This is a genomic window from Geodermatophilus siccatus, from assembly GCF_900103785.1.
GTDB lineage: Bacteria > Actinomycetota > Actinomycetes > Mycobacteriales > Geodermatophilaceae > Geodermatophilus > Geodermatophilus siccatus.
Genome location: NZ_FNHE01000008.1, coordinates 189,273 through 213,813, shown reverse-complemented (window position 1 = coordinate 213,813; position 24,541 = coordinate 189,273). Strand labels below are relative to the sequence as shown.

General features: G+C 74.0%; 19 protein-coding genes and 1 pseudogene. 9 read left to right on the top strand and 11 right to left on the bottom strand.

Going from position 1 to position 24,541, the window contains the following annotated elements:
• Window positions 1-27 precede the first annotated feature (27 nt).
• Window positions 28-1,560: an APC family permease gene (locus BLS21_RS16110; protein WP_091220624.1), complete on the bottom strand. Its 1,533-nt coding sequence runs from the start codon at window positions 1,558-1,560 to the stop codon at window positions 28-30.
• A gap of 284 nt (window positions 1,561-1,844) precedes the next feature.
• Entirely contained in the window at window positions 1,845-2,462 is a 618-nt protein-coding gene (locus BLS21_RS16105; protein WP_091220621.1) for a TetR/AcrR family transcriptional regulator, read from the bottom strand.
• 124 nt (window positions 2,463-2,586) lie between these two features.
• Between BLS21_RS16105 and BLS21_RS16100 the strand changes: the two genes are divergently transcribed.
• From BLS21_RS16100 to BLS21_RS16075, 6 genes are all read left to right on the top strand, one after another.
• Entirely contained in the window at window positions 2,587-4,089 is a 1,503-nt protein-coding gene (locus tag BLS21_RS16100) for an APC family permease (protein ID WP_217636159.1), read from the top strand.
• 13 nt (window positions 4,090-4,102) lie between these two features.
• The gene (locus BLS21_RS16095) at window positions 4,103-5,722 is read left to right on the top strand and encodes an amidohydrolase (RefSeq protein WP_091220618.1); all 1,620 of its coding nucleotides are present in this window, start codon (window positions 4,103-4,105) and stop codon (window positions 5,720-5,722) included.
• A 138-nt stretch (window positions 5,723-5,860) separates the two neighbouring features.
• Entirely contained in the window at window positions 5,861-6,901 is a 1,041-nt protein-coding gene (gene speB, locus BLS21_RS16090) for an agmatinase (RefSeq protein WP_091220615.1), read from the top strand.
• Window positions 6,898-8,838 (top strand): primary-amine oxidase, encoded by a 1,941-nt coding sequence (locus tag BLS21_RS16085; RefSeq protein ID WP_091220612.1) that lies wholly within the window; start codon window positions 6,898-6,900, stop codon window positions 8,836-8,838. Before speB (BLS21_RS16090) ends, BLS21_RS16085 begins: the two co-directional genes overlap by 4 nt.
• A gap of 2 nt (window positions 8,839-8,840) precedes the next feature.
• Window positions 8,841-9,242, top strand: coding sequence for a hypothetical protein (locus tag BLS21_RS16080; protein ID WP_091220611.1), 402 nt, complete (start codon window positions 8,841-8,843; stop codon window positions 9,240-9,242).
• Between the two features lie 64 nt (window positions 9,243-9,306).
• Window positions 9,307-9,558 carry a hypothetical protein gene (locus BLS21_RS16075; protein ID WP_175479590.1) on the top strand — a complete coding sequence of 84 codons (252 nt, stop codon included), beginning with the start codon at window positions 9,307-9,309 and terminating at the stop codon, window positions 9,556-9,558.
• Here the strand turns inward: BLS21_RS16075 and BLS21_RS24700 are convergent.
• The 3 genes and pseudogenes from BLS21_RS24700 to BLS21_RS16065 all read right to left on the bottom strand — a co-directional run.
• Window positions 9,538-9,646, bottom strand: a pseudogene (locus BLS21_RS24700) (IS5/IS1182 family transposase); the annotation flags it as partial. The gene BLS21_RS16075 and the pseudogene BLS21_RS24700 overlap by 21 nt on opposite strands.
• Window positions 9,647-9,969: 323 nt before the next feature.
• Window positions 9,970-11,178 carry a polysaccharide deacetylase family protein gene (locus BLS21_RS16070; RefSeq protein ID WP_091220610.1) on the bottom strand — a complete coding sequence of 403 codons (1,209 nt, stop codon included), beginning with the start codon at window positions 11,176-11,178 and terminating at the stop codon, window positions 9,970-9,972.
• Between the two features lie 443 nt (window positions 11,179-11,621).
• The gene (locus BLS21_RS16065) at window positions 11,622-12,398 is read right to left on the bottom strand and encodes a FadR/GntR family transcriptional regulator (protein ID WP_091220608.1); all 777 of its coding nucleotides are present in this window, start codon (window positions 12,396-12,398) and stop codon (window positions 11,622-11,624) included.
• Window positions 12,399-12,549: 151 nt separating this feature from the next.
• Between BLS21_RS16065 and BLS21_RS16060 the strand changes: the two genes are divergently transcribed.
• Together BLS21_RS16060 and BLS21_RS16055 are read left to right on the top strand one after the other, a co-directional pair.
• Window positions 12,550-13,425 (top strand): carbon-nitrogen hydrolase family protein, encoded by an 876-nt coding sequence (locus BLS21_RS16060; RefSeq protein ID WP_091220603.1) that lies wholly within the window; start codon window positions 12,550-12,552, stop codon window positions 13,423-13,425.
• A 59-nt stretch (window positions 13,426-13,484) separates the two neighbouring features.
• On the top strand, window positions 13,485-14,855 hold the full coding sequence (locus tag BLS21_RS16055) for an APC family permease (RefSeq protein WP_091220595.1): 1,371 nt from the start codon (window positions 13,485-13,487) through the stop codon (window positions 14,853-14,855).
• Window positions 14,856-14,907: 52 nt separating this feature from the next.
• Here the strand turns inward: BLS21_RS16055 and BLS21_RS16050 are convergent, their stop codons facing one another.
• From BLS21_RS16050 to BLS21_RS16035, 4 genes are all read right to left on the bottom strand, one after another.
• Window positions 14,908-16,608 carry a flavin monoamine oxidase family protein gene (locus BLS21_RS16050; RefSeq protein ID WP_091220585.1) on the bottom strand — a complete coding sequence of 567 codons (1,701 nt, stop codon included), beginning with the start codon at window positions 16,606-16,608 and terminating at the stop codon, window positions 14,908-14,910.
• The gene (locus tag BLS21_RS16045; RefSeq protein ID WP_091220582.1) at window positions 16,605-17,402 is read right to left on the bottom strand and encodes a carbon-nitrogen hydrolase family protein; all 798 of its coding nucleotides are present in this window, start codon (window positions 17,400-17,402) and stop codon (window positions 16,605-16,607) included. The genes BLS21_RS16050 and BLS21_RS16045 overlap by 4 nt, the downstream gene beginning before the upstream one ends.
• A 16-nt stretch (window positions 17,403-17,418) precedes the next feature.
• Complete coding sequence (locus tag BLS21_RS16040) at window positions 17,419-18,870, bottom strand: amino acid permease (RefSeq protein WP_091220581.1); 1,452 nt, start codon at window positions 18,868-18,870, stop codon at window positions 17,419-17,421.
• Between the two features lie 81 nt (window positions 18,871-18,951).
• Entirely contained in the window at window positions 18,952-19,542 is a 591-nt protein-coding gene (locus BLS21_RS16035; protein ID WP_091220807.1) for a helix-turn-helix domain-containing protein, read from the bottom strand.
• 148 nt (window positions 19,543-19,690) lie between these two features.
• On the opposite strand from BLS21_RS16035, the gene speB (BLS21_RS16030) reads away from it, so the two are divergent.
• Window positions 19,691-20,641 carry an agmatinase gene (gene speB / locus BLS21_RS16030; protein WP_091220577.1) on the top strand — a complete coding sequence of 317 codons (951 nt, stop codon included), beginning with the start codon at window positions 19,691-19,693 and terminating at the stop codon, window positions 20,639-20,641.
• 9 nt (window positions 20,642-20,650) lie between these two features.
• Here the strand turns inward: speB (BLS21_RS16030) and BLS21_RS16025 are convergent, their stop codons facing one another.
• Together BLS21_RS16025 and BLS21_RS16020 are read right to left on the bottom strand one after the other, a co-directional pair.
• Complete coding sequence (locus tag BLS21_RS16025) at window positions 20,651-21,148, bottom strand: Lrp/AsnC family transcriptional regulator (RefSeq protein ID WP_217636158.1); 498 nt, start codon at window positions 21,146-21,148, stop codon at window positions 20,651-20,653.
• Between the two features lie 297 nt (window positions 21,149-21,445).
• Window positions 21,446-24,508 carry an NAD-glutamate dehydrogenase domain-containing protein gene (locus tag BLS21_RS16020; protein WP_091220575.1) on the bottom strand — a complete coding sequence of 1,021 codons (3,063 nt, stop codon included), beginning with the start codon at window positions 24,506-24,508 and terminating at the stop codon, window positions 21,446-21,448.
• Window positions 24,509-24,541: the final 33 nt, after the last annotated feature.

Below are 24,541 nucleotides of genomic sequence, written 5' to 3'. Positions count from 1 at the left end.
CGCGCTGCTACTCGGGCCGGTCCGGCGTCACTCGTCGAACACGAGCGACGGGGTGTCGACCTTCAGGGTCTCGCCGCGGAAGAACTCCGGGTGCCGAGCGCGCCAGACGAGCATGAGGACCACGCCGAGCAGCAGCAGCCCGATCCCGACGACGAAGACGCTGCCGATGCCGAACACCGAGGAGCCGCTGCCGTAGGCGGGGTCGAGGGTGTCGACCGCCGTCTGCACGAACACCGCGGTCAGCATCAGCGCGCCCAGCAACGGGAGGACGCCCTTGAACACCAGGTCGCGGGCGCTGCGGCGCAGCTCGTGCCGGAAGTACCAGACGCAGGCGTAGGCGGTCAGGCCGTAGTAGAAGCAGATCATCAGGCCCAGCGCGTAGATCGTGTCGATGAGCACGTTCTCGCTGATGATCGTCATGCCCACGTAGAACGCGGCCGTGGCGGCCCCGGCGACCAGGGTGGCGGTCGACGGCACCTTGAAGCGCGGGTGCACCTCCGCCAGCCGCTGGGGCAGGGCCCCGTAGGTGCCCATCGCCAGCATGGTCCGGGTGGTCGGCAGGAACGTCGTCTGCAGGGACGACGCCGAGCTCGCGACGACGGCGAGGAAGAGCAGGAAAGCCAGGCCCGGGCCCATGACCGGGCCGGCCAGCGCGGCGAAGACGTTGTCCCCGGTGTCGGGGTTGCCGAGGCCCGTGCCCTCGGTGCCGATGCCGGCGTACATCTGCACGGCGATCGCCACGCCGACGTACGTCACGATGATCACCAGCATGGTCAGCAGCGCGGCCCGACCCGGCGTGCGGGCGCTCCCGGCGGTCTCCTCGTTGACCGTCAGGCAGGTGTCCCAGCCCCAGTAGATGAACAGCGACAGGGACAGCCCGGCGGTGAAGGCGCTGAAGCTGGTGACGGCCGTCGGGTCCAGCCAGGAGGCGTCGAAGGGGATGGCGCCCGGCGCGGAGCCCGCCTTGACCAGCGCCAGGACGGCGAACACCGCGAGCACGGCCATCTGGAAGCCGACCAGCACGTACTGCACCCGCTTGGTGGCCTCCACGCCCCGGTAGGTGATCCAGGTCGCGACGGCGACGAACGCCACGCAGGTGAGGGCGTTGACGACCGTGCTGTCACCCAGCGTCGCCACCGACTCCGAGCCGGTGAGCTCACCGAGCAGCAGGTAGAAGAAGGACACCGCCACGCCGGCGAGGTTCGACAGCACGATCACCGTGGCCAGCAGCGCGCCCCAGCCGCACAGCCAGCCGACGTAGGGGTTGAACGCCTTGGTGGTCCAGGTGAACGACGTCCCGCAGTCCGGCGCCACCCGGTTGAGTTCCCGGTAGGCGTAGGCGACCAGCAGCATCGGCAGGAAGCCGGCCAGGAAGATGGCCGGCATCTGCAGGCCGACCTCGGTCACCGTGGGCCCGAGGGTGGCCGTCAGCGCGTACACCGGCGCGATGCTCGAGACGCCGAGCACCACGCTGGCGAGCAGGCCCACCGAGTTGCCCGCCAGCCCCTTGGCCCGCAGGTCGGCCTCGGGCAGATGCCCGGTGCCCTGTTCGACCGCCATGCGGTCCTCCTTCCTCGCGCCGCTGTAGCGGCCTGTCCTCAGCCGGCGGGTGTGCCGCGCCTCACACGCGACAGCCAGCCAGCTCGCCGCGGATCGCGGAAGAGGCCGCCCTGTACACCCGACCCGGGTCCGATCGACACTCCGGCATCGCCGTGGTGCACGGATCCGAGCGCGAGCAGCATGCCGCACGACTGTTTCGCGTGCGTGTCCTCGGGATGCTCACCCATTCCGTCGGGTGACACCGCACGTCCACGATGGCGGGAGGGTGCTGCGAGGACCCGCGCTCAGACCGGGCCGACCGGGAGCCGGCTGCGCATCCCGGCGAGCAGCGCCTCCAGGCCCAGCTCGAACGCCGCGTCGGCCCGCGCCCGCCCCTGCGGCGCCGCACGCAGCGCGGCCTCCAGGGCCGGGGTGTCGCCGCCGCCGGCGCGCCAGACCTCGTCGGGCGCCGCGAGGTCGAGCGCCGCGCCGAGCGCGTAGCTGTCCAGCACGCTCACCCACAGCATGACCTGGTCCTCGGGGAAGCCGGCGGCCCCCAGGACGGCGGCCACGCGGTCGTAGCCGAGCAGGACCGAGCCGGCGGTCATCGTCTGCTCGCTGAGCAGCGGGATCAGGTTCGGGTGCTCGGCGAGCGCCTCCCGGTAGGAGCGCATGTACGCCGCCACCTGACTCCCCCACTCCGACCGGTCGAGCCGTGGCAGCTCGAGGCGGGCCACCAGCCGCTCCCGCAGCAGCTCGACGATCTCCGGCCGGCCACTCACGTGGTGGTAGATCGACGACGCGCTCGCGCCGAGCCGCGCGGCGAGGTCGGCCATCGTCAACCGTCCCCGCTCGTCGATGCAGGCCAGCGCCGCGTCGAGGATCGTCTCGACGTCCAGCAGCCGCCTCCGCCGCTGCACCACGTACCCCTCCTCCTCCCCCGCCCCCGCGCACGGGTCGGCACGGGCCGCTTGACAACTGTGAAGCGGGCCACCATCTTAACCGAACGCCATTCGGTTAAGAGCCTCCGGCCCGGGAAGGACCGCCGTGCCCGCCTCCTCCTCTCCCCCCGCCCCCGTCGCGCACGATGGCGACGGCCACCTCAAGCGCGGTGTCCTGGGCACCGGCAGCCTCGTCTTCATGGTGGTCGCCGCGGCCGCCCCGCTGACCGTCATGGCCGGCGTGGCGCCGCTCGCCATCCTGGTCGGCGGCGTCGGCGCCCCGGTCGCCTACCTGGCGTCGGGCGTGGTGCTCACGGTCTTCGCGGTCGCCTTCACCCGCATGACCAGGCACGTGGGCAGCGCCGGCGCCTTCTACGCCTACATCGCGAAGGGGCTGGGCCGGACGTGGGGGCTGGCTGCCGCGCTCCTCGCGCTGATGTCCTACAACGCGCTGATGATCGGGGTGTACGGCCTGTTCGCCGTCCAGGCGCAGGCGACCCTGGCCGACGTCTTCGGGGTGACGGTCCCGTGGCCGCTCGTCGCCCTCGGAGCCGTCGGCCTGGTCCTGCTCGTGGGCTGGCTGGGCATCGACGTGGGTGCCAAGGTGCTCGGCGTCCTCCTCGTCCTGGAGACCGGCATCCTGCTGCTCATGGCCGTCGGCGTCCTCGCGGACGGTGGCGCCTCCGGGCTGGACGCGGCCTCCTTCACGGCCGACGCGGTGTTCAGCCCCGGCATGGCCGGCGTCCTGGCCTTCAGCTTCGCGGCCTTCATGGGCTTCGAGTCCACGGTGCTGTACCGCAAGGAGGCCCGGGACCCCGAGCGCACCGTCCCGCGGGCCACCTACCTCGCCGTCGGCTTCATGGCGGTCTTCTACTGCTCCATCGTCTGGTCGGTGGTCCAGGCGTTCGGCAGCGACCGGGCGGTGGCCGCCGCCGAGGGGGACCTCGCCGGCATGTTCTTCACCGTCATCGAGGCCTACGTGGGGCCGTGGGCCAGCACGCTGATGCACCTGCTCGTCGTCAGCAGCGTGTACGCCTCGCAGATCGCCTTCCACAACGCGATCAACCGCTACGCGTTCGCGCTCTCCCGGGACGGGGTGCTGCCCCGCTGGGTCGGGGCGGTGCACCCGCGGTTCGGCTCGCCGTACCGGGCGGGCCTCCTGCAGACGGCCCTCGCCGTCGTCGTCATCGCGGTGTTCGCCGTGGCCGGGGCCGACCCCTACGAACAGCTGCTGCTCTGGGTGAACACGCCGGGGGTCGTCGGCGTCCTCGTCCTGCAGACGATGACGGCCGCGGCCACGGTGGCGTACTTCGTCCGCCGCAACCGCGCCGCCGCCACACCGCTCGCCGTCGGCGCCGGCGTCGCGTCCGGCGTCCTGCTGGCCGCGGCCACCTACCTCCTGGTCGACCACATCGAGCTGCTCACTGCCGCGTCGCCGACGGTCAACGTCCTGCTGGTCGGCATCGTGCCGCTGACGCTCGCCATCGGGACGGCGGCCGCCCTCTGGCTGCGCGCCCGTCATCCGGAGCGCTACGCCGGGATCGGGGAGGGCGCGGACACCGAAGCCGCACCCACCCCGGAACTGGTCACCACCACCGACGACCGCTGAGACGGAGACCCCTGTGGACGCCGACCTGGTCCTCACGACCGACACCGTGCACACCCTGACCGGCGGGGGCCCGCCGGTGGAGGCGGTCGCGATCGCCGGCGGCCTCGTGGTCGCCACCGGCACCCGCCGGGACGTCGCCGGCTGGCGCGGCGCCCGGACCGAGGTCGTCGACCTCGGTCCGGGCACGCTGACGCCGGGCCTCACCGACGGCCACCTGCACCCGGTGATGGGCCTGCAGCTGACCGCGGACGTCGACCTCTCCGGCGCCCGGTCGCTGGAGGAGGCGCAGGACCTGCTCGCCGCGGCGGCGTCGGGCCGGGATCCGGACGCGTGGGTCCAGGCCTGGGGTCTGGACCCCAACCTCTTCGGGGGCTCCCCCGTCACCAACGCCCCGCTCGAGGCGGCCGTGGGCGGGCGGCCGGCCTTCGTGCGGCTGTTCGACGCGCACTCCGCGCTCGCGACCGACCGGGCGCTGCGGATCGCCGGGGTGGACGGCCCCCGGTCGTTCGCCCAGCGGGCCGTCGTCGTCTGCGACGGGTCCGACCGCCCCACCGGCCTCCTCCTCGAGGCGGCAGCCATGGACCTGGTGCAGGACCACGTCCCGCTCGACCCGCTCCCGGTGCGCGCCCGGCAGCTGCACGAGCTCCTCGCGGCCATGGCGGCCACCGGGCTGACCGGTGGCCACGTGATGGACCTCCTCGGGGACAGCCGCGCGGTCGTGGCGGCGGCGGAGGAGGCGCAGGACCTGCCGCTGCGGCTGCGCTTCGCCCCGTGGTGCCTGCCCGGGGTGGACGCCGACGGGCTGGCCGAGCTCGTGGAGCTGCAGGGGCGGGGCGGTCGCAGGTGGGCCGTCGGCGGGGTCAAGTTCATGATCGACGGGACCATCGACAACGGGACCGCCTGGCTCGAGCAGCCCGACGCGCTGGGCGAGTCGACCGAGAGCTTCTGGCCGGAGCCGGCGGAGTACGCCCGGGCCGTGCGCGCGCTGGCCGCGGCGGGCGTCCCGACGGCCACGCACGCGATCGGCGACGCCGGCGTCCGCCACGCCCTGAGCGCCCTGGCGGGGCTGGACCGACCGACGGCCGGGGCGCACCGCATCGAGCACATCGAGACGCTCCCGAGCGCGCTCATCGGGGCCTTCGTGCGGCAGGGCGTCGTGGCCAGCATGCAGCCGACCCACTGCACCCACTTCACCCGCGCCGACCACACCGACAACTGGTCCACCCGGCTCGGCCCGGAGCGGGCCGGCCGCGCCTGGCGCTGCCGGGACCTGCGCGACGCTGGCGTGCCCCTGGTGCTGGGGTCGGACTGGCCCGTGGCGCCCTTCGACCCCCGGCGGGTCCTCGCCGACGCGCAGCTGCGCCGTCCCGCGGGCGAGCCGGACGTCGCCCCCGTGCAGCCGCACCAGGGGCTGACGCCGCTCATGGCCCTGGAGGGGTACACCACGCAGGCCGCCTGGGCGGCCGGCGAAGCCGGGTGCTCGGGGCGCATCGCCCCGGGCATGCGCGCGGACCTCACGGCCTTCGCCGTCGACCCCCTGCAGGCGCCTCCCGACGAACTGGCCGATGCCCCCGTGGTCCTCACCACGGTCGGTGGCAGCATCGTCCACCGGGGCGCAACGGTCAGCGGGTGACTGCGCCGACCGACCACCTCGGGGGCTTGGCGGTACGGGATCCGTCGTATAGCCTTGCTCCGAGCACGGATTCCGTCGCCATCCTGCGCGTGTGCCGTGCCGTCTCTCCCACCGCACGACCGATCGGACCTCGACACCATGACGCGCTACGGCGCCCAGTTCGGGCCTGACATCACCTACCTCGGCGTCGACCGCTGCGACCTGTCCGACCCGACATCGTTCGCCGACGCCGACGTCGTCGTGCTCGGCGCGCCCTTCGACGGCGGCACCTCGCACCGTCCGGGCACCCGCTTCGGCCCGCAGGCGATCCGGATGACCGACTACCTGGCCCACGACGGGTCCCGGCCGAGCCTGGCGCTGCGCACCGACGGGCTGCGCGACCTGCGGGTGCTCGACGCCGGGGACGTCGAGATGTACTCCGGCGACATCGAGACGGCCCTGGGTGCGCTGGAGGCCGCGGTCGAGACGGTGGCCCGCTCCGGCGCCATCCCGGTGGTGCTGGGCGGCGACCACTCGATCGCGTTCGCCGACGCCAAGGGCGTGGCGAACGTGCTCGGCCACGGGCGCGTCTCGATGGTCCACTTCGACGCCCACGCCGACACCGGCGACATCGAGTTCGGCTCGCTGTGGGGCCACGGGCAGCCGATGCGCCGGCTCATCGAGTCCGGGGCGCTGCGCGGCGACCGGTTCCTGCAGGTCGGCCTGCGCGGTTACTGGCCGCCGCCGGAGACGCTGGACTGGATGGCGGCGCAGCGGATGCGCTCCTACGAGATGACCGAGATCGGCCACCGGGGGCTGGACGCCTGCCTGACCGAGGCATCGGCCATCGCCACCGACGAGTGCGACGGCGTCTTCCTCTCGGTCGACATCGACGTCTGCGACCCCGGGCACGCGCCCGGCACCGGGACCCCCGAGCCGGGCGGGCTGACCGCGCGCCAGCTGCTGGACGCCGTCCGCCGGCTGTGCCTCGAGCTGCCCGTGGTGGGCGTCGACGTCGTCGAGGTCAGCCCGCCCTACGACCACGCCGACATCACCGCGGCCCTGGCCAACCGGGTCGTCCTCGAGGCGCTCTCGGCCATCGCCCGCCGCCGGCGCGACGCCCGCGACGGCACCCGCTGGGACCCCTCGCTCCCCCTGCTCGCGAACCGCCCCGACACCACCCAGGAGAACCCGTCATGACCGAGCTCGCGACGTCCTGCCACGGCACCGGCTCGGCCGGCACGCGCGCCACCGCCGGCACGCCGCACCCGCTCGACCCGCTGACCGCCGACGAGTTCCGCGCCGCCGCGGCCATCCTGCGTCGCGACCGCGGGGTCGACGAGCGCTGGCGGTTCGCCTCCATCGAGCTGCGCGAGCCGGCCAAGGACGTCGTCCGCGCGTTCCGCCCCGGCGACCCGATCCGCCGCGAGGCCCGGGTGACCGCCTGGAGCCGCGACGAGGGGACGCCGTACAAGGCGGTCGTCTCGCTCACCGACGACGCCGTCGTCTCGTGGGAGGCGGTGCCCGGCCAGCAGGCGAACATGACCCTCGACGAGTGGCACGAGGCGCACGAGGTGCTGATCGAGCACCCCGTCGTGGTCGAGGCGCTCACCAGGCGCGGCATCACCGACCTCGACCTGGTGCTCATCGACACCTGGGCCTACGGGCACTCGCTGATCCCCCAGGGGCTGCAGGAGCGCCGGGTCGGCTGGACCGACGTCTGGCGCCGCTCGGTCAAGGGCGGCAACCCCTACGCCAACCCGGTCATGGGCCTGCACTTCGTCGTCGACCTCGACACGATGGAGCTGCTGCACGTCGAGGACACCGCGCCCCCGGCGCAGCCCGCCGTCATGGGCGAGTACGTGCCCTCGCTGGTGCCCGGCCTCGAGCAGCGCACCGACGTCAAGCCGCTGGAGATCACCCAGCCGGAGGGCGTCTCGTTCGAGCTGGACGGGCACGAGCTGCGCTGGCAGAAGTGGTCGATGCGGCTGGGCTTCAACCACCGCGAGGGCCTGGTGATCCACCGGGTCGCCTACGACGGCCGCCCGATCGCGCACCGCATGTCGTTCGCCGAGATGGTCGTGCCCTACCGCGACCCCAGCCCCGACCACCACCGGCGCACCGCGTTCGACGTCGGCGAGTGGGGCCTGGGCTTCATGACCACCTCGCTCAAGCTCGGCTGTGACTGCCTCGGCGACATCACCTACGTCGACGCCGTCCTGCACGACACCCGCGGCGAGCCGTACACGATCGAGAACGCCATCTGCCTGCACGAGGAGGACGACGGCGTGCTGTGGAAGCACGTCGACGAGCAGGCCGGCGCCGAGGTGCGGCGGTCGCGGCGGATGGTCGTCTCGTTCCACGCCACGGTGGCCAACTACGAGTACCTGACCTACTGGCGCTTCTACCAGGACGGCACGATCCAGTGCGAGGTCCGGGCCACCGGGATCATGGTGACCAGCGCCTACGAGGACACCCCGCCGGCCTACGGCACCGTCGTCGACGAGCGCACCTACGCGCCGATCCACCAGCACTTCGTCGTCGCCCGGCTGGACATGGAGGTCGACGGCCCGGAGAACACCGTCGTCGTCACCGAGAGCGAGGCGCTGCCGGTGTCCGAGGACAACCCGTACGGCCTGGCCGTGGTCACCCGCAGCCGTGCGGTGCAGAGCGAGTCCGAGGGGCGGCTGGACGTCGACTTCGCCACCCAGCGCAGCTTCAAGGTGGTCAACCGGACCAAGCCCAACCGCCTGGGGACGGCGCCGGGCTACAAGCTCTACCCCAACTCGGCACTGCCCGCGCTGGCCGACCCGAGCGCGCCGTTCCGGCAGCGGGCGCAGGTCATCGACCACCCGGTGTGGGTGAGCCGGTTCGACGAGGAGGAGCGCTGGCCCTCCGGCGAGTTCTGCAACCAGAGCCGGCGGGACGAGGGGCTGCCCGTCTGGCAGGAGGCCGACCGCCCGCTCGTGGACACCGACCTCGTGCTCTGGCACGTGTTCGGCATCCACCACGTGCCGCGGCCCGAGGACTGGCCGGTCATGCCCGTCGACGTCGTCTCCTTCGAGCTCAAGCCGGTCGGCTTCTTCGACCGCAACCCCGCGCTCGACGTGCCGCCCGCTCCGGGCTCCTGCCACTAGCGATGAGCGGCGCAGCCCTCCAACCGATCGACGCGGCGGCCCTGCCGCGGTTCCTCGCGCGCAGCGCGGCGGGGGCCGCGGCGGGGTGCGCCGCGGTGCACGGACTGGGGCTGCTCGCCGCTCCGCACGCCGGGATGGCGCTGCTGTCGGCGGCCTGCCTGCTGTGCGCGGCGCACCTGTGGCGACAGCCGAGCCGGGCGGCGTGGGCCGCGCACGTCGTCCTGACGACGGCGATGCTCGTCGCCCACCCGCCCGTCCCCAGCGGGCACGTGCACTCCCCCGCGACCGGCCTGGCCGCGTGGGTCGGGCCGGTCGCCGGACTGTTGGCGGTCGTGGCACTGCTGCTGGCCGCGTTACGCGGGGTCGGCGCGGTGCGCCGTACCCGGTCGACCGTCGGCAGCTGAGCCGCACGGACCGATGGATGCCGAGGCCGGCGGAGGTCTCCACCCGCGGCAGGCAGCCGAGCAGATGACACGGACCCGCATCCACGACCTCCCCATGTCGCTGGACGGGTTGGCCACCGGTGAGGGCCAGGCACTCGACGCCCCGTTCGGCCACGCCGGCATCGACGACGCGTTCGCCCAGCAGCACGAGCCGGGCATCGGCGCCGAGATCATGGCGCGGGCGAGTTCGACCCCCGGGCCGGCAGGACGACGCCGACCGGACGGGGTGGTGGGGCCCGAAGCTCTGGAGGCGGACGCGTTCGCCTTGGGCGCGTAGCCGGGTCAGCAGCTGATCGCGGGTCGAGGTGCTCGGGACCAGGCGGGCTGCCCCCGGCCGGCGTGTGCACGCCGATGCCGGCGCCGTGGCGGCGACGTCCGGCGACGAGCAGGTCGGTCAGCAGCGTGGCGGTGTCGGTGGGGACATCGCGTGGCGGAGCAGGTGATCACGCGGGGTCCTCGCGCTCGTGGTCGGTTCCTCGGGGAGAACCCACCCGGAGTCGCAGGACCCCGTCCCTGGTGCTGGGACACCCCCTCGCGCCGGCGAGCTGCCACGTCAGCGCCGCAGGACGGCGTCAGCGCCGGTCCGTCGAGAACACCTCACTGGCACCGGGCGCGGGTTCGGGACCCCTTTGCCCCCGCAGGGATCTCCACGCGGCATCGTGGGCCCTGATGGACACCACGGCCATGATCAGGGCGCCAGGAAGGCGCGCCATCCGTCGGGAGGTGGTTGACCCGGCGAGAGCGTCCGCAGCCGGGCGAGCGTGGCCGGGTCCTGGGCTTCCAGCCAGGCGACGAGTTGGCGGAAGGACACCAGGCGCACGTCAGGCTGTTCGGCGATCCGGCCCAGGGCCTCCTCGATGGCGTCCATGTAGATGCCGCCGTTCCACTGCTCGAAGTGGTTGCCGATGAACAGCGGCGCCCGGTTGGTGGTGTAGGCGCGTTCGAAGCCTGCGAGGTAGGCGTCGCGGGCCTGGGCTCGCCAGGTCGGGTACATGCCCGGGTCGCCGTCCGTGTCGCCGTTGGTCTGCTTGTACATGATGTTGTAGTCCATCGCCAGGGCGTGGCGGGCCTTACCGGCGGGGGCGTCGGGGAACGGCACAGCCTGCAGTGGGAAGTTCCACAGGCCCAACCGCTGGTCGGGCCAGACCTGCACTCCACCGGGTGAGCTGGCGTCGTACTTCCAGCCCAGCGCGGCAGCGGTGGGCAGCAGCCCCTCCTGGCCCTGCAGGCAGGGGGTGCGGCCGCCGATGAGCTCGCGCTCGTAGTCGAAGGGGAGCGGCGCCACGTCGGGTCGACCGGTCAGCCCGGTGGTGGTCTTCCAGGTCTGCACGAACCGCTTGGCCTGGGCGATCTCATCGGCCCAGTCGGCCGGCGTCCACAGCGCGACCCCGTCGTCCCCGCAGAAGTGCCCGTTGAAGTGGGTGCCGATCTCGTGACCGTCCAGCCACGCGGCGCGGACCTCGCTCATGGTGGCGACGACCTCGGCGGTGGACAGGAACTCGATGTCCGAGGCGCCCACCGGATGCCGTGGCGGGGCGTACAGCATCCGGTGTTCGGACGGCAGGGCGTAGATGCCGCTGAGGAAGAAGGTCATCGCCGCGCCGTACTCGGCCGCCAGCGAGCGGAACCGCGGGAACAGCCCGGTGTCCAGGTTGGCCGCCCCGTCCCAGGAGAAGACGACGAACTGCGGCGGCGTCTGTCCTGGCTCCAGCCGCTCGGGCACTGGCTGGTGCGGCTGGGGGCCTGTGTCGGCGGTCGACCCGTCGCCGATGAGCCGCCCGGTCCTGTCACTGCTCCCAGCAGCAGGGTCGTACCCGGTCAGGCCACGACCCAGCCCGATCCCCAGCACTGCTACCGACGCATACTCCAGGAACTCCCGCCGGGACAACCCGCTCATGTGGCCGAGCCCCTTCCGCTTGGCATCGTGTGCGGATGTCGAGTCCGACGGGGCTCGAACGGCATCCGCAGGTCGGCCGCGACCGCCACCACCACCGCGGCCAGCTGCTCGTGGACGAAGTGGTCGCGGGCACATCGTTCACGCGCTCCAGGATCAGCCGGCGGTGACGCGCCGAGCGTCCGGACAACTGCCCGCGAACCCCGTCCCGAGGTGTCCTACCGGCAGTCAGGCGCGACAGGGCCGGACCGTCCCGAACCGCCCGTTCGAAGGTCGTCGGGGTCGCGCTGGTCGGGGCCGCCTGGGGCAGACCTCGCCTGATCGGCTCGTGCCCGTGCCCATGAGCCGACCGGCGCGGCGCGGCCGCCGCGCGGCACACCGGGACCAGTCCTCGGACGGTCGCACCGGCTCCTCGGGCAGGAGCACCGGCGCGACCCCCGAGCGGGTCAGCCCGGACCGTCGTCCCCCTGGTCCAGGAGCCCCACGAACATGCTCTCGTGCAGGACGCTCACGTGCCGTCGGGCGACCTCCACCGCGGCGACCGGGTCCCTGCGCTCGAGCGCGTCGACCAGCCGGCGGTGCTCGTCGTTGGACGCCCGCAGACGGCTGATCGGATAGGGGAGGAAGTACGCGTACAGCTCCTCGAGCAGCGCGCGGTAGGGCTCGACGGGCAGACCGGTCGCCGCGGCCACGGCCTCGTGGAACCGCTGGTCGAGAGCGTGGAAGTCCGTCCACGCCGCCGCGGCGTCCATCTCCTCGACCAGGCTCCGCAGCCGGGCGAGGCTCTCCTCGCCGGCCTCCCGCGCCGCCAGGTGCGCCACACCGCACTCGACCAGGACCCGCTGGTCGATGAGCCGGTGCACCGCGGTCGCCGACGCGGCGTACGCGGCGATCTCCTGGACGGCCCCTCGGGCCGGGCGCTCGGCGACCAGCGTGCCGCCGGCCCGGCCCGGACGGCGCTCCAGCACGCCGTCGCGGCACAGGGACACCAGCGCCCGCCGCACGGTCATCTCCCCCACGCCCAGCGTCCGGGCGATCTCCTCGCTGGCGGGGAGCCGCTCACCGGGACCGAGCAGACCCAGGTCGACGGCGAGTGCGATCCGCGCACGGACCGTGTCCAGCGCCGTCAGCCGACGGATGCCCACCAGCGCCGGCGCCCCGAGGTCGACCGGGCGTGACCGGACCGGGGAGGCGGCGGCTGAGGGCTCCGAGCGGGGCGGCACGGCGTCACGGTATCCGAGAGCCGACTAAAAGTGATCCTCGTGAACACCTTGTTTAACTGTTCACTCTGGCCTAGTTTTGTCGCTCAGCACCGGGCGTGTGAGCCCGGGCACACGCCCTCCTCGATGCAGCCTCGACCTCCGGGGGATCGCCTTGTCCCGTGCACTGCCCGTCGCCCTGGTCCAGTCGGCACCGCACCCGGCGACCGCCCCGCTCACCGGCTTCGCGGAGTCCGTCGCCGACCTGGTCGCCACCTTCCCGCAGACCCGGCTCGTCGCACTCCCGGAGCTGCACCTCTGCGGCACCGAGGGCTCTCCGGCCGAGAAGGCGGCCCAGCTGGAGGCGTCCGCAGAGCCGCTGGACGGACCCCGCGGCAAGATGCTCGCCGAGCTGGCGGGCGACCTCGGCGTCTGGCTCCTGCCCGGCAGCGTCTGCGAGCGCGGCGAGGACGGCGCGCTCTACAACACCGCCCTGGCCTACGGCCCCGACGGCACCCTGGCCGCCTCCTACCGCAAGGTCTTCCCGTGGCGGCCGTTCGAGCCCTACCGCCCCGGGGACCGGTTCGTGGTCTTCGACGTCCCCGACGTCGGGCGCCTGGGCTTCTCCATCTGCTACGACGCCTGGTTCCCCGAGGTCACCCGCCACCTGGCGTGGATGGGCGCGGAGGTCGTCGTCAACCCGGTCAAGACCACGACCGCCGACCGGGCCCAGGAGCTGGTGCTCGCCCGGGCCAACGCCATCGTCAACCAGGTCTACGTCCTCAGCGTCAACGCCGCGGCGCCCGACGGCGCCGGCCGGAGCCTCGTCGTCGACCCCGAGGGTCTGGTCCGGACGTCTGCACCCAGTGAGGCCGAGACGGTGCTGACCGACGTCCTGGACCTGGACGCGGTGACCCGCGTGCGCACCTACGGCACGGCCGGCCTCAACCGCATGTGGTCGCAGTTCACCGAGGACGACGCACCGCTGGACCTGCCGCTCTACCAGGGCCGGCTGGACCCCGGCCGGTGGCGTCCGGCCACCGACGGCTGACCCCTCCCTGCACGGCCACGCCTCCCCGTCCTCCCCCGTCACCCCTCCGGAGAGCACCCATGCCCACCCACGAGCCCGCCCTGACCAGGACGCTCGGACTGCGCGCCGTCGTCCTGTTCGGCCTGGCCTACATGACCCCGCTGATCGTCCTGGGGATCTTCGGCATCATCGCCGAGACGACGGCCGGGGCCACCCCGTCGGCCTACCTGCTCGCCCTCGGGGCCATGCTCTTCACCGCCTACAGCTACGGCCGCATGGCCCGCACGTATCCGGTCGCCGGCTCCGCCTACACCTACGTGCGCCGGGCGATCGACTCCCGCGCCGGGTTCCTCGTCGGCTGGGCGGTCCTGCTCGACTACTTCTTCCTGCCGATGGTCATCTGGCTCATCGGCGCGGCGTACCTGTCCGCCCAGTTCCCCGGGGTGCCGTTCCCCCTCTGGGTGCTCGCCTTCATCGTGCTGACCACGGTGCTCAACGTCCTCGGCATCAAGGTGGCGCAGCGGGCCAACGCCGTCCTGATGACCTTCCAGATCCTCGTGCTGGTCTTCTTCGTCCTGCTGGCGGTCCGCTCCCTCGTGGCCGGCTCGGGGGCGGGCAGCCTCTTCGCCGTGACGCCGTTCCTGAACGGGGACTCCACCGTCTCCGGGATCGCGGCCGGCGCGGCCATCGCCGCGTACTCCTTCCTCGGCTTCGACGCGGTGACCACCCTGACCGAGGAGACCCGGGACCCCCGCCGGACCATCCCCCGCGCGATCCTGCTGGTCGCCCTGATCGGTGGCGGCATCTTCGTCCTCGTCGCCTACGTGACCCAGCTGGTCCACCCGGGCGGCGTCTTCGAGGACTCCTCGTCCGCGGCCTTCGACATCGCCGGCGCCATCGGCGGCAGCCTGTTCGGCGCGGTCTTCCTCGCCGGCCTGGTGGTGGCCCAGTTCGCCTCGGGCCTGGCTGCGCAGGCCAGCGTCTCCCGGCTGCTGTTCGCGATGGGGCGGGACTCGGTGCTGCCCCGGCGGGTCTTCGGCCGCGTCCACCCGCGGTTCCACACGCCGGTCGCCGGCATCCTGCTCTCCGGCCTGGTCGGGCTGGTCGCCCTCCGGCTGGACGTGACGACGTCGACCTCGTTCATCAACTTCGGCGCCTTCACCGCCTTCACCGCGGTGAACCTCAGCGTCATCGCGCTGTTCCTGCGCCGGCGGCGGACCGGCGAGCCGCTGCCCGTCCTGGGCTACGTCGTCGTGCCGGCCGTCGGCGCCGCGGTGGACCTCTGGCTGCTGACCAACCTCGACGGCACCGCCATCACCCTCGGGCTGGTCTGGCTGGCCCTCGGCGTCGGGTACCTCGCCGTCCTCACCCGCGGCTTCCGGCAGGCGCCGCCGGAGGTCGACTTCACCGACGAGGACCCGGTCGACACGGCGGTCCCGGCCGGGCGTTGACCCCGGTGGGCGGGGGCCCGCGCGGAGCCCCCGCCCACCGGGTGTGTCGTGCTCAGTCCTCGGGCAGCCGCACCGGCGCGAGCTCGTCGAACAGGTCGCCCGGGCCGGGGTTGTCGGGGTGGCTGCGCCCGCCGAGGTGGTGGACGACGCCCCACACCGCGTTGAGCGCCGTCTGCACCGCACCCTCGGCCCAGCCGGCGGTCCAGGAGATGTCGTCGCCGGCGAGGAACAGGCCGCGGTACTGCTCGGGCAGCTCGTCCTGCTTGAAGTGGGTGAACAGCCGCCGCTGGTAGCGGTAGTGGCCGGGCAGGTTGGCCTTGAACGCGCCCATGAAGTCGCGCTCGGACTCCCACGACACGGTCACCGGCGAGGCGATGACGTGCCGGCGCAGGTCGACGTCGGGGTAGATCTCGCGCAGCGAGGCCAGCATGACCTCCATGCGCTCGGTCGCCGACAGCGGCAGCCACTTCAGCGAGTCGTCGGCCCAGGTGTAGCTCAGGCAGATCAGCCCGGGCCTGCCCTCGCCCTGGTCGAGCAGGTACGTGCCCCGGGTCATCCGGTCCGACAGCGTCATGCTCATGCGGTGCCGGCCGGTCCGCGGGTCGACGTCCTTCCAGAACGGCCGGTCGACCAGGCAGAACAGCTTGGTGGAGCCCATGTAGTGGGTGCGCTCGATCGCCGTCCAGTGGTCGATCGGGAACAGCTCCTCGTCGCAGACGATGCGGGAGAGCAGGTTCCAGCTCTGCGCGGTGAAGACCGCCGCCGCGTAGGTCCGGATGCCGCCGGCCTCGTCGGTGACGGTCAGGCAGTTGGGCGCGGTCCGGTGCAGCCGCGTGACCCCGGGCAGCGGCCGGCCGCCCGCGTGCAGCGACGCCAGGCTGGTGCCGGCCGGCCAGTGCACCGGCGCCTCGACCTCACGGCGCCACAGCCCGACCGGGATCTGCTGGGAGCCGCCCGCGATCGACAGGTGGTCGTCGTCGGCGGCGGTGTAGACCACCCGCAGGATCTCGAGCATCGAGTTCGGGTAGTCGGTGTCCCAGCCGCCGGTGCCGAAGCCGACCTGGCCGAACACCTCGCGGTGCCGGAAGGAGCGGAACGCGGGCGACGCGGCGAGGAACCCGTAGAAGGTCGTGTCGTCGAGCTGCTCGACCAGCTCGTCCCAGATCGCCTTGATCGTCTTGACGTCGCGGTCGCGGATCGCCTGCTGCACCTCCTCCAGGCGGGCGCCCTGCACGAGCGTCTCGTGCCAGGCGTCGGCGACCTCGCGGTAGAGCGGCGGCAGGTCGTCCAGGGTGCGCGCGTAGTGGGTCTCGCCCTTGAGGTCGACCACGGTGCTCGGGGTGGCGACGTCGAGCGGGTTGGGGAAGCGCGTCGTCCGCAGGCCGAGGTCGCGCACGTAGGAGAAGAGGGCCGTCGACGACGGCGGGAAGCGCATCGCGCCCATCTCGGCCACCACGCCGGGGTGGCCCTCGAACGGCGTGGAACGCAGCCGGCCGCCGATCTCGTGGGCCTCGTAGACGACCGGCTTGAGGCCCAGCCGCATCAGCTCGTAGGCGGTGACGATGCCGGACAGGCCGCCGCCGATGACGGCGACCTCGGTGCCGCGCTGGGACTCGGGCACCTCGCCGAGCCCGGCCGGGTGGGCCAGCCAGTCGTCGTAGGCGAAGGGGAAGTCCGGGCCGAACATCGTCAGCGGCCGGGCCGGGCGCTCCTCGCCCGGCTCGTGGGCGGCGACGGGGATGGCGGAGGTCATGCGGGGGTCTCCGTGGGGTAGAGCTCGGGACGGCGGTCGGCCAGGTGGGTGTTCACCCGGCGGGAGGCGGTGAGGACGGCGGGGTCGACGTCGGCGAGCAGCAGCTCCTCGCCCCGGCCGGCCCGCGCCAGCTCGGTGCCGTCGGGGGCGACCACGCAGCTGGCGCCGCAGTAGACGAACTCCGCCTCGGCACCCGTGCGGTTGGCGTAGGCGACGAACAGCTGGCTCTCGTAGGCGCGGGCCGGCACGAGCACCGTGCCGACGTGGCCGTAGGGGTCCATCAGCCCGGTGGGGACGACGAGCAGCTCGGTGCCGGCGAGGGCGTGCGCGCGCACCGCCTCGGGGAACTCGACGTCGTAGCAGACCAGGATGCCGACGGTGAGGTCGTCGAGCCGGAACTGCACGACCCCGACGTTCCCGGGCACGAAGGCGTCGCGGTCGACGTCGCCGTACAGGTGCGCCTTGGCGTAGCCGGCCAGCAGGCCGCCGTCGCGGTCGACGACCACCACGGTGTTGGCCACACCGGCCGGCGTGCGCACCGGCAGCCCGACCGCGATCGCCAGGCCGTGCTCGGCGGCGATCGCGGCCACCCGGTCGGTGAGCGGGCCGGGCACCGGCTCGGCCAGCTCACCGACCCGCTGGGCGCCGATGGCGTAGCCGGTCAGCGACATCTCCGGCGTCACCAGCAGCCGGGCCCCGGCCTCGGCCGCCCGGCGGGCGGCGTCGGCGACCGCGGCCAGGCCGGCGTCGGGATCGGGCGTCTGGGCCGGCCCCTGCAGCAGTGCGATGCGCACGGTTCCCCCCTCGTGGTCAGGCGCCGGCCGGCGGGGTCCGCAGCGCCGAGTGGCGGTACCCGTAGCCGAAGTAGACGGCCAGCCCCACCAGCATCCACGCGAGGAACACCAGCCAGGTCGCCGTCCCCAGGCCGAACACCAGCAGGACGCAGAACAGCACGCCGAGCACCGGGGTCAGCGGGTACAGCGGGGTCCGGAAGGTGCGCGGCAGGTCCGGCCGCGTGCGGCGGAGCAGGATGACGCCGACGTTGACCAGCGCGAAGGCGAACAGCGTGCCGATGCTCGTGGCGTTGGCCAGCTCGCCGAGCGGGACCAGGCCGGCGAGCAGCGCGATGAGGACGCTGACGATGACGGTGTTGGCCACCGGGATCCGGCGGCGGGCGCTGACCCTGGAGAACACCGGCGGCACCAGGCCGTCGCGCGACATCGCGTAGAGGATGCGGGTCTGCCCGTAGAGCACGGTCAGGACGACGCTGGCGATCGCGATGACGGCGCCGATCGAGAGCAGGACCGCCGTCCAGGTCTGCCCGGTCGCGATGCTGAGGACGTCGGCCAGCGCGGCCTCCGAACCGCTGATCTGCGGCCACGGCACCGCGCCGACGGCGGCCAGGGCCACCAGGACGTAGACGACGGTGACCACGGCCAGCGACAGCACGATGGCGCGCGGGAGGTCGCGGCGGGCGTCGCGGGCCTCGTCGCCGGCGGTCGAGGCGGCGTCGAAGCCGATGTAGGAGAAGAAGGCCTGCGAGGCCGCGGCGGTGACCCCGGCGACGCCCATGGGGACGAACGGCGCCAGGTTGCCGGCGCGGAAGGCGGTGAAGGCGACCGCGCAGAAGAACAGCAGGACGCCGACCTTGAGCACGACCATCGCGGTGTTGACCTTCGCGCTCTCGCTGGTGCCGCGCAGCAGCAGCACCATCGCGAGCAGGACGACGACCACGGCGGGGACGTTCACCACGCCGCCGTCGCCGGGCGGCGCGGACAGCGCCTCGGGCAGCACCGCGCCGATCGTCCCGGCGGCGAGGTCGTCGATGTAGGCGCCCCAGCCGACCGCGACGGCGGCCACCGAGACCCCGTACTCCAGCATCAGGCACCAGCCGCAGACCCAGGCGACGAGCTCGCCCATGGTGGCGTAGGTGTAGGAGTACGACGACCCCGAGACGGGGATGCTGCCGGCCAGCTCGGCGTAGGACAGCGCGCTGAACAGCGCGGTCACCGCGGCGAGCACGAAGCCGAGCACGACGGCCGGGCCGGCCAGCGGCACCGCCTCGCCGAGGATGACGAAGATGCCGGTGCCGAGGGTGGCGCCGATGCTCAGCGCGGTGAGCTGGAGCAGGCCCATGGAGCGGCGCAGCCCGGAGCCCCCCGTCTCCTGGTGCTGGGCGACGATCGCGTCGACCGGCTTGAGCCGGAAGAGCTGACTGCGGACCGGGGCCGCGCGGCCCGGGTCGGCGCTGACTGTGCTCACGGGTGCTCCTCTGCGGCTGGTGCTGTGGTCTGGATCGCAGAGAGCATCACCACAGGTTGACCTGCTGTCAACCAGTGTTTCCTAGATCGGCTCCCGCCCGATCGGCAGGGCGGGAGCGAAGACCCACAGCACCCGGGTGGTGCCGTCCCTCCGCAGCGAGCGGAAGCCGTGCTCGGTGCCGGGCGAGAAGGTGAACGCGTCGCCGCGGCCCAGCGCCGTGACTTCGCCGCCGACCGTCACCTCGAGGTCGCCCTCGAGGACGAAGACGAACTCGACCTCGGCCGGCAGGGCGTAGGTCTCCTCGCCGCTCCCGCCACCCGGGGCGATCTCGGACAGGATGGCCTGCAGCCGCCGCTCCCCCGAGGGCGTGAGCAGGAACTCGGTCAGCCCCTGCCCGCCGAAGGCGATGGGCGGGTAGCTGCCGGCCCGCACGGCCTCGCCACCGGGCGCGGCCTCGAAGAGGCTGCCCGGCGAGATCTCCAGCGCGGCGCACACCCGCACCAGCGCGGCCACCGAGGCGCTGGCCTGGTCGCGCTCCAGCTTGCTGAGGAACCCCTTGGTCAGCCCGCTGGCCTCGGCCACGTCGGTGAGCGTCAGCCGGCGCGCCTGCCGGGCCGCCTTGAGCCGCCCGCCGATGCGCGGCGGGCCCGCGTCGGTCACTGCTGCCTCCATCGCCACCTCCCGGTCCTCCGCGGACCCTAGTTGCCGAGCAGGCGTTGACAAATGGGAAACACGAGTTGACAGTGACGGGCGACCCGGACGGGGGATCGGCGGCGCCGGTCCCCCGGACCCGCCGCTCCCGCAGACCCGAGGAGAGCCCGTGGAAGACCAGACCCCGATCGGCCCCGTCGACGCCACGCGGGTCCCCCGCTACGCCGGGCCGGCCACCTTCGCCCGGCTGCCGCGGGTGGACGAGGTCTCCCGCGCCGACGTCGCCGTCCTCGGGGTGCCGTTCGACTCCGGGGTCAGCTACCGGCCCGGCGCCCGCTTCGGCCCCGGCCACGTGCGGGCGGGCTCCAAGCTGCTGCGGCCCTACAACCCGGCGCTGGACGCCACGCCGTTCGGCACCCAGCAGGTGGCCGACGCCGGCGACATCGGCGTCAACCCGTTCGACCTCGGCGAGGCGATCGAGACCATCGACCGCGAGGTGACCGCACTGCGCTCCGACGGCGCCCAGCTGCTCACCATCGGCGGCGACCACACCATCGCGCTGCCGATCCTGCGCTCGCTGGCGCGTGACCACGGGCCGGTCGCCGTCCTGCACTTCGACGCCCACCTCGACACGTGGGACACCTACTTCGGCGCCCCCTACACGCACGGCACGCCGTTCCGCCGCGCCAGCGAGGAGGGGCTGATCGACCTGGAGCGCTCGCTGCACATGGGCATCCGCGGCCCGCTGTACAGCAAGCAGGACCTCGAGGACGACGCCGTCCTCGGCTTCCAGGTGATCCGCTCCGACGACTACGAGGTCGACGGCGTGCGCAGCATCGTGGAGCGGATGCGCAGCCGGCTGGCCGGCGGCCCGGTCTACGTGTCGGTGGACATCGACGTCCTGGACCCGGCCCACGCGCCCGGCACGGGGACGCCGGAGGCCGGCGGGCTCACCAGCCGCGAGCTGCTCAACACGCTGCGTGGGCTGGTCGGGCTCGACGTCGTCGGCGCCGACATCGTCGAGGTGTCCCCGCCCTACGACCACGCCGAGCTCACCGGCATCGCCGCGGCCCACGTGGGCTACGAGCTGCTGTCGGTCCTGGCGCTCAACCGCGCCTGAGCCCGGGCCTCAGAGCCCGGCGTCGGACGACGTCGGGCCCTGCGGCCCGCGGGTGCCCCAGGCGTAGGTCTGCTTGGCCAGGCCCAGGTAGAGGTGGGTCTCGGTGGACTCCACGCCCTCCACCGCGCGGATGCGGGCGACGACGTCGAGCAGCTGGTCGTCGTCCTCGCAGACGACCTCCACCAGCAGGTCGACCGAGCCCGCGGTGATGACGACGTAGTCGACCTCGGTGAACGCGGCGATGCGCTCGGCGGCCGCACGGGCGTCGCCGCTGGTGCGCACCCCGACCATCGCCTGCCGCGAGAAGCCGACCTGCAGCGGGTCGGTGACGCCGACGATCTGCATGACGCCGGCGTCGAGCAGCCGCTGCACGCGCTGCCGGACGGCGGCCTCCGACAGCCCGACCGCCGCGGCGATGCGCGCGTAGGGACGGCGGCCGTCCTCCTGCAGCTGCTCGATGATCGCCCGCGAGACGTCGTCCAGCACGAACTGCCGACGGATGGTCACCGGTCCCCTCCCGCCTCGGTCACGACAGACCCGGCGGTTCCGGGCCCCCGGATGGTAACGACCACCTCGGGGCCCGGCCGCCCTCCGTCCGGGGGAACCCCAGCCGACGGTGTCCACTGGTGGGGCGTCGCGCCCCCGTCCGCTCCTCGCCCCCGTCGGGGTCCGCCGGCACGGATTGCGCCCCGGCGCCGTGGCCACCGATCCACGTCCGCGGGAGCTCCACCGCTGCTTCCTCCTGTGAGCAGCGGTGGAGCTCCCGCCGAGGTGCTGCGTCTCGTGGGCCAGCCGGAGGCACCGTCAGCCCACGGTCCGCACCAAGCGGCGCAGCTCCGCGACCACCACGCACGCCCGGCCCAGGACGTCGTCGCGGGCGGACCCGGCCTGCCGGCGCACGGCGGTGAAGCGGTCCAGCGCCCCGGCGTGCCGTTCGGCGAAGGCGGCCGCGTCGCCGTCGGCGTCCCGGAGCAGCGCCGCCACGAGGGCCCACCGCAGCTGGTCCACCTCCTCCCGCAGGGCCGCGCGGGCGGCGACGGCCCAGTGCGAGATGCCGGCCTCCTCCGCGGTCCAGGCGTGCACCCGCGGGAGCGCCAGCAGCTCCTCGACGGCGGCGTCGGCCTCGACCGCCCGGCCGATGCCGACCCCCGCGGTGCGGGCCACCCCGGCCAGGTCGACGAGGTCGGTCTGGCACCCCAGGACGGCGACCCGTGCGGCGAGCTCCGGGGGCGCGCCCGCGGCGGTCAGCTCGGCCTGCAGCGCGCGGGCCCGGTCGCCCGCGGCACCCGGCCGGGCCAGCCACGCGGCCGGCTCGAGCTCGGCGACGACCGCGGCCAGCGCCGGTGCCGCCGCGGTCAGCGCCGCCGGGTCGGGGTGGGCCGCCAGCAGCCGGTCGGCCGCGCGCTCGGTGGCCGCCTGCAGCTCGGGCAGCGCCAGCCGCTCCACGGCCAGCGGCACGTCGTCGTCCACCAGCGCCCACAGGGAACCGAGGTCGAGCACCCGGGTGGCCACCGTGTAGGCGCGGGCCGCCACCGGGGTGGGGACGCCGTGGCGCTCCTCCAGCCGCAGCAGGAAGCCCGGGCCCACCCGGTTGACCAGGTCGTTGGCCAGCTGGGTGGCGGTGATCTCGCGGGCCAGCGGGTGACCGGCCACCCGGTCGGGCCAGCGCTCGCGCACCGCCCGCGGGAAGTAGGCCGCCAGCACCCCGGCCACCGACGGGTCGTCGGGCAGGTCGCTGGCCAGCAGCTCCTCGCGCACCAGGTTCTTGGAGTGGGCGAGCAGCACCGCGGCCTCGGGCCGGGTGAGGCCGGCCCCCGCCTGCCGCAGCCGCTCGACCTCCGCCTCCGACGGCAACCCCTCCAGGTCGCGGTCCAGGCCCTGCCGCTCGAGGTCGCCGATCAGCTGCGCGTGCCGGTCGAGCAGGAACGGCGCCTGGGCCGCGCACACCGACAGCGCCCGGGCCTGCAGCGCGTTGTCCGCGAGCACCGCCGCGGCCACCTCGTCCTCGACCGAGCGCAGCACCGCGTCCCGCTCGGCGCGCGGCACCCCGGCCAGCAGGACCTTGAGGTTGACCTCGCGGTCGGAGGTGTCCACGCCGGCGGAGTTGTCGATGAAGTCGGTGTTCAGCGCCACCCCGGCCCGTGCCGCGGCGATGCGGGCGCGCTGGGTCAGGCCCAGGTTGCCGCCCTCCCCCACCACCCGGCAGCGCAGCTCGTCGGCGGTCACGCGGACGGCGTCGTTGGCGCGGTCGCCGACCTGCGCGTCGGTCTCGTCGGCGGCGCGGACGTAGGTGCCGATGCCGCCGTTCCACAGCAGGTCGACCGGCGCCCGCAGCACCGCCCGCACCAGCTCGGCCGGCGACAGCTCCTCGGCGTCCACCCCGAGGCGGGCCCGCACCTGCGGCGAGAGCGGCACCCGCTTGGCGTCGCGGCGGTGCACGCCGCCGCCCGCGGACAGGGCGCCGCGGTCGTAGTCGTGCCACGACGAGCCCGGCAGCGCGAACAGCCGGCGGCGCTCGGCCGCGGACCGCGCGGGGTCGGGGTCCGGGTCGAGGAAGACGTGCCGGTGGTCGAAGGCCGCCACCAGCCGCAGCTCGTCGGACAGCAGCATCCCGTTGCCGAAGACGTCGCCGGACATGTCGCCGACGCCGACCGCCGTCAGCGGGCCGTCGGGGTCCACGCCCAGCTCGCGCAGGTGCCGGCGCACCGACACCCACGCGCCGCGGGCGGTGATGCCCATGGCCTTGTGGTCGTAGCCGCTCGAGCCGCCGGAGGCGAACGCGTCGCCCAGCCAGAAGCCGCGGCGCTCGGACACCTCGTTGGCCAGGTCGGAGAAGGTCGCCGTCCCCTTGTCGGCGGCCACCACCAGGTAGGGGTCGTCGCCGTCGTGGACGACGGTGCGCGGCGGGTGCACGACCCGGTCGCCGTCCCGGTCGTCGGTGACGTCGAGCAGCGCGCCGACGAAGGTGCGGTACGCGTCGGCCACCCGCGCCTGCACCGCCGCGCGGTCCAGGCCGCGCAGGTCCTGCCGGACGACGAACGCCCCCTTGGCGCCGGCCGGCACGATCACCGCGTTCTTGACCATCTGCGCCTTGACCAGGCCGAGCACCTCGGTGCGGAAGTCCTCCGGGCGCTCGGACCAGCGCAGCCCGCCGCGGGCGACGCAGGCGCCGCGCAGGTGCAGCCCCTCCATCGACGGCGAGCACACGAAGGTCTCGACCTCCGGCCGCGGCCGGGGCAGCAGGTCCAGCTCCGCGGAGGCGATCTTCAGCGCCAGTGCCGGGCGGGGCGCCCCGGCGGCGTCGGTCTGGTAGCGGTTGGTGCGCACCACGGCGCCCAGCACGTCGCGCAAGCCGCGCAGGATGCGGTCCTGGTCCAGGCTCGTCGTGCGGGTGAGCAGCTCGGCGAGGTGGTCGGCCGCCGCCGCGGCGGCCGCGGGGTCGGCGGCGTCGGGGTCGTGCCTCGCCGCGAAGGAGGCCAGCAGCGCGCGGGCGAACTCCGGCGCGGCGAGCACCGTCTCCTCCACGTAGCCGCGGGACAGGCCCAGCCCCACCTGCGCGAGGTAGCGGCAGGCGGCGCGCAGCACGGCGACGTCCGGGACCGGCAGGCCGGCGCCGACGGTCAGCCGGGAGAGCCCGTCGAGCTCGGTCTCCCCGGCCCAGGCCGCGGCCAGGGCCTGCTCCAGGCGGGGCAGTGCCGTGGCCGCCGCCGTGCCGGGCGGCAGCAGCAGCTCCAGCCGGGTGGCCGGCGCGCCGTCGTCCCCGGGGACGGCGGCGGCGTCGGCCACCCGCACCCCGAGCCGGTCGAAGACCGGCACGACGTCGGCCAGCAGCGGCCGGGTGGCCGGCCAGGTGACCAGACCGCCCACCCGGTCGCTCCCGGCGGGGCCCTCGGGACGCAG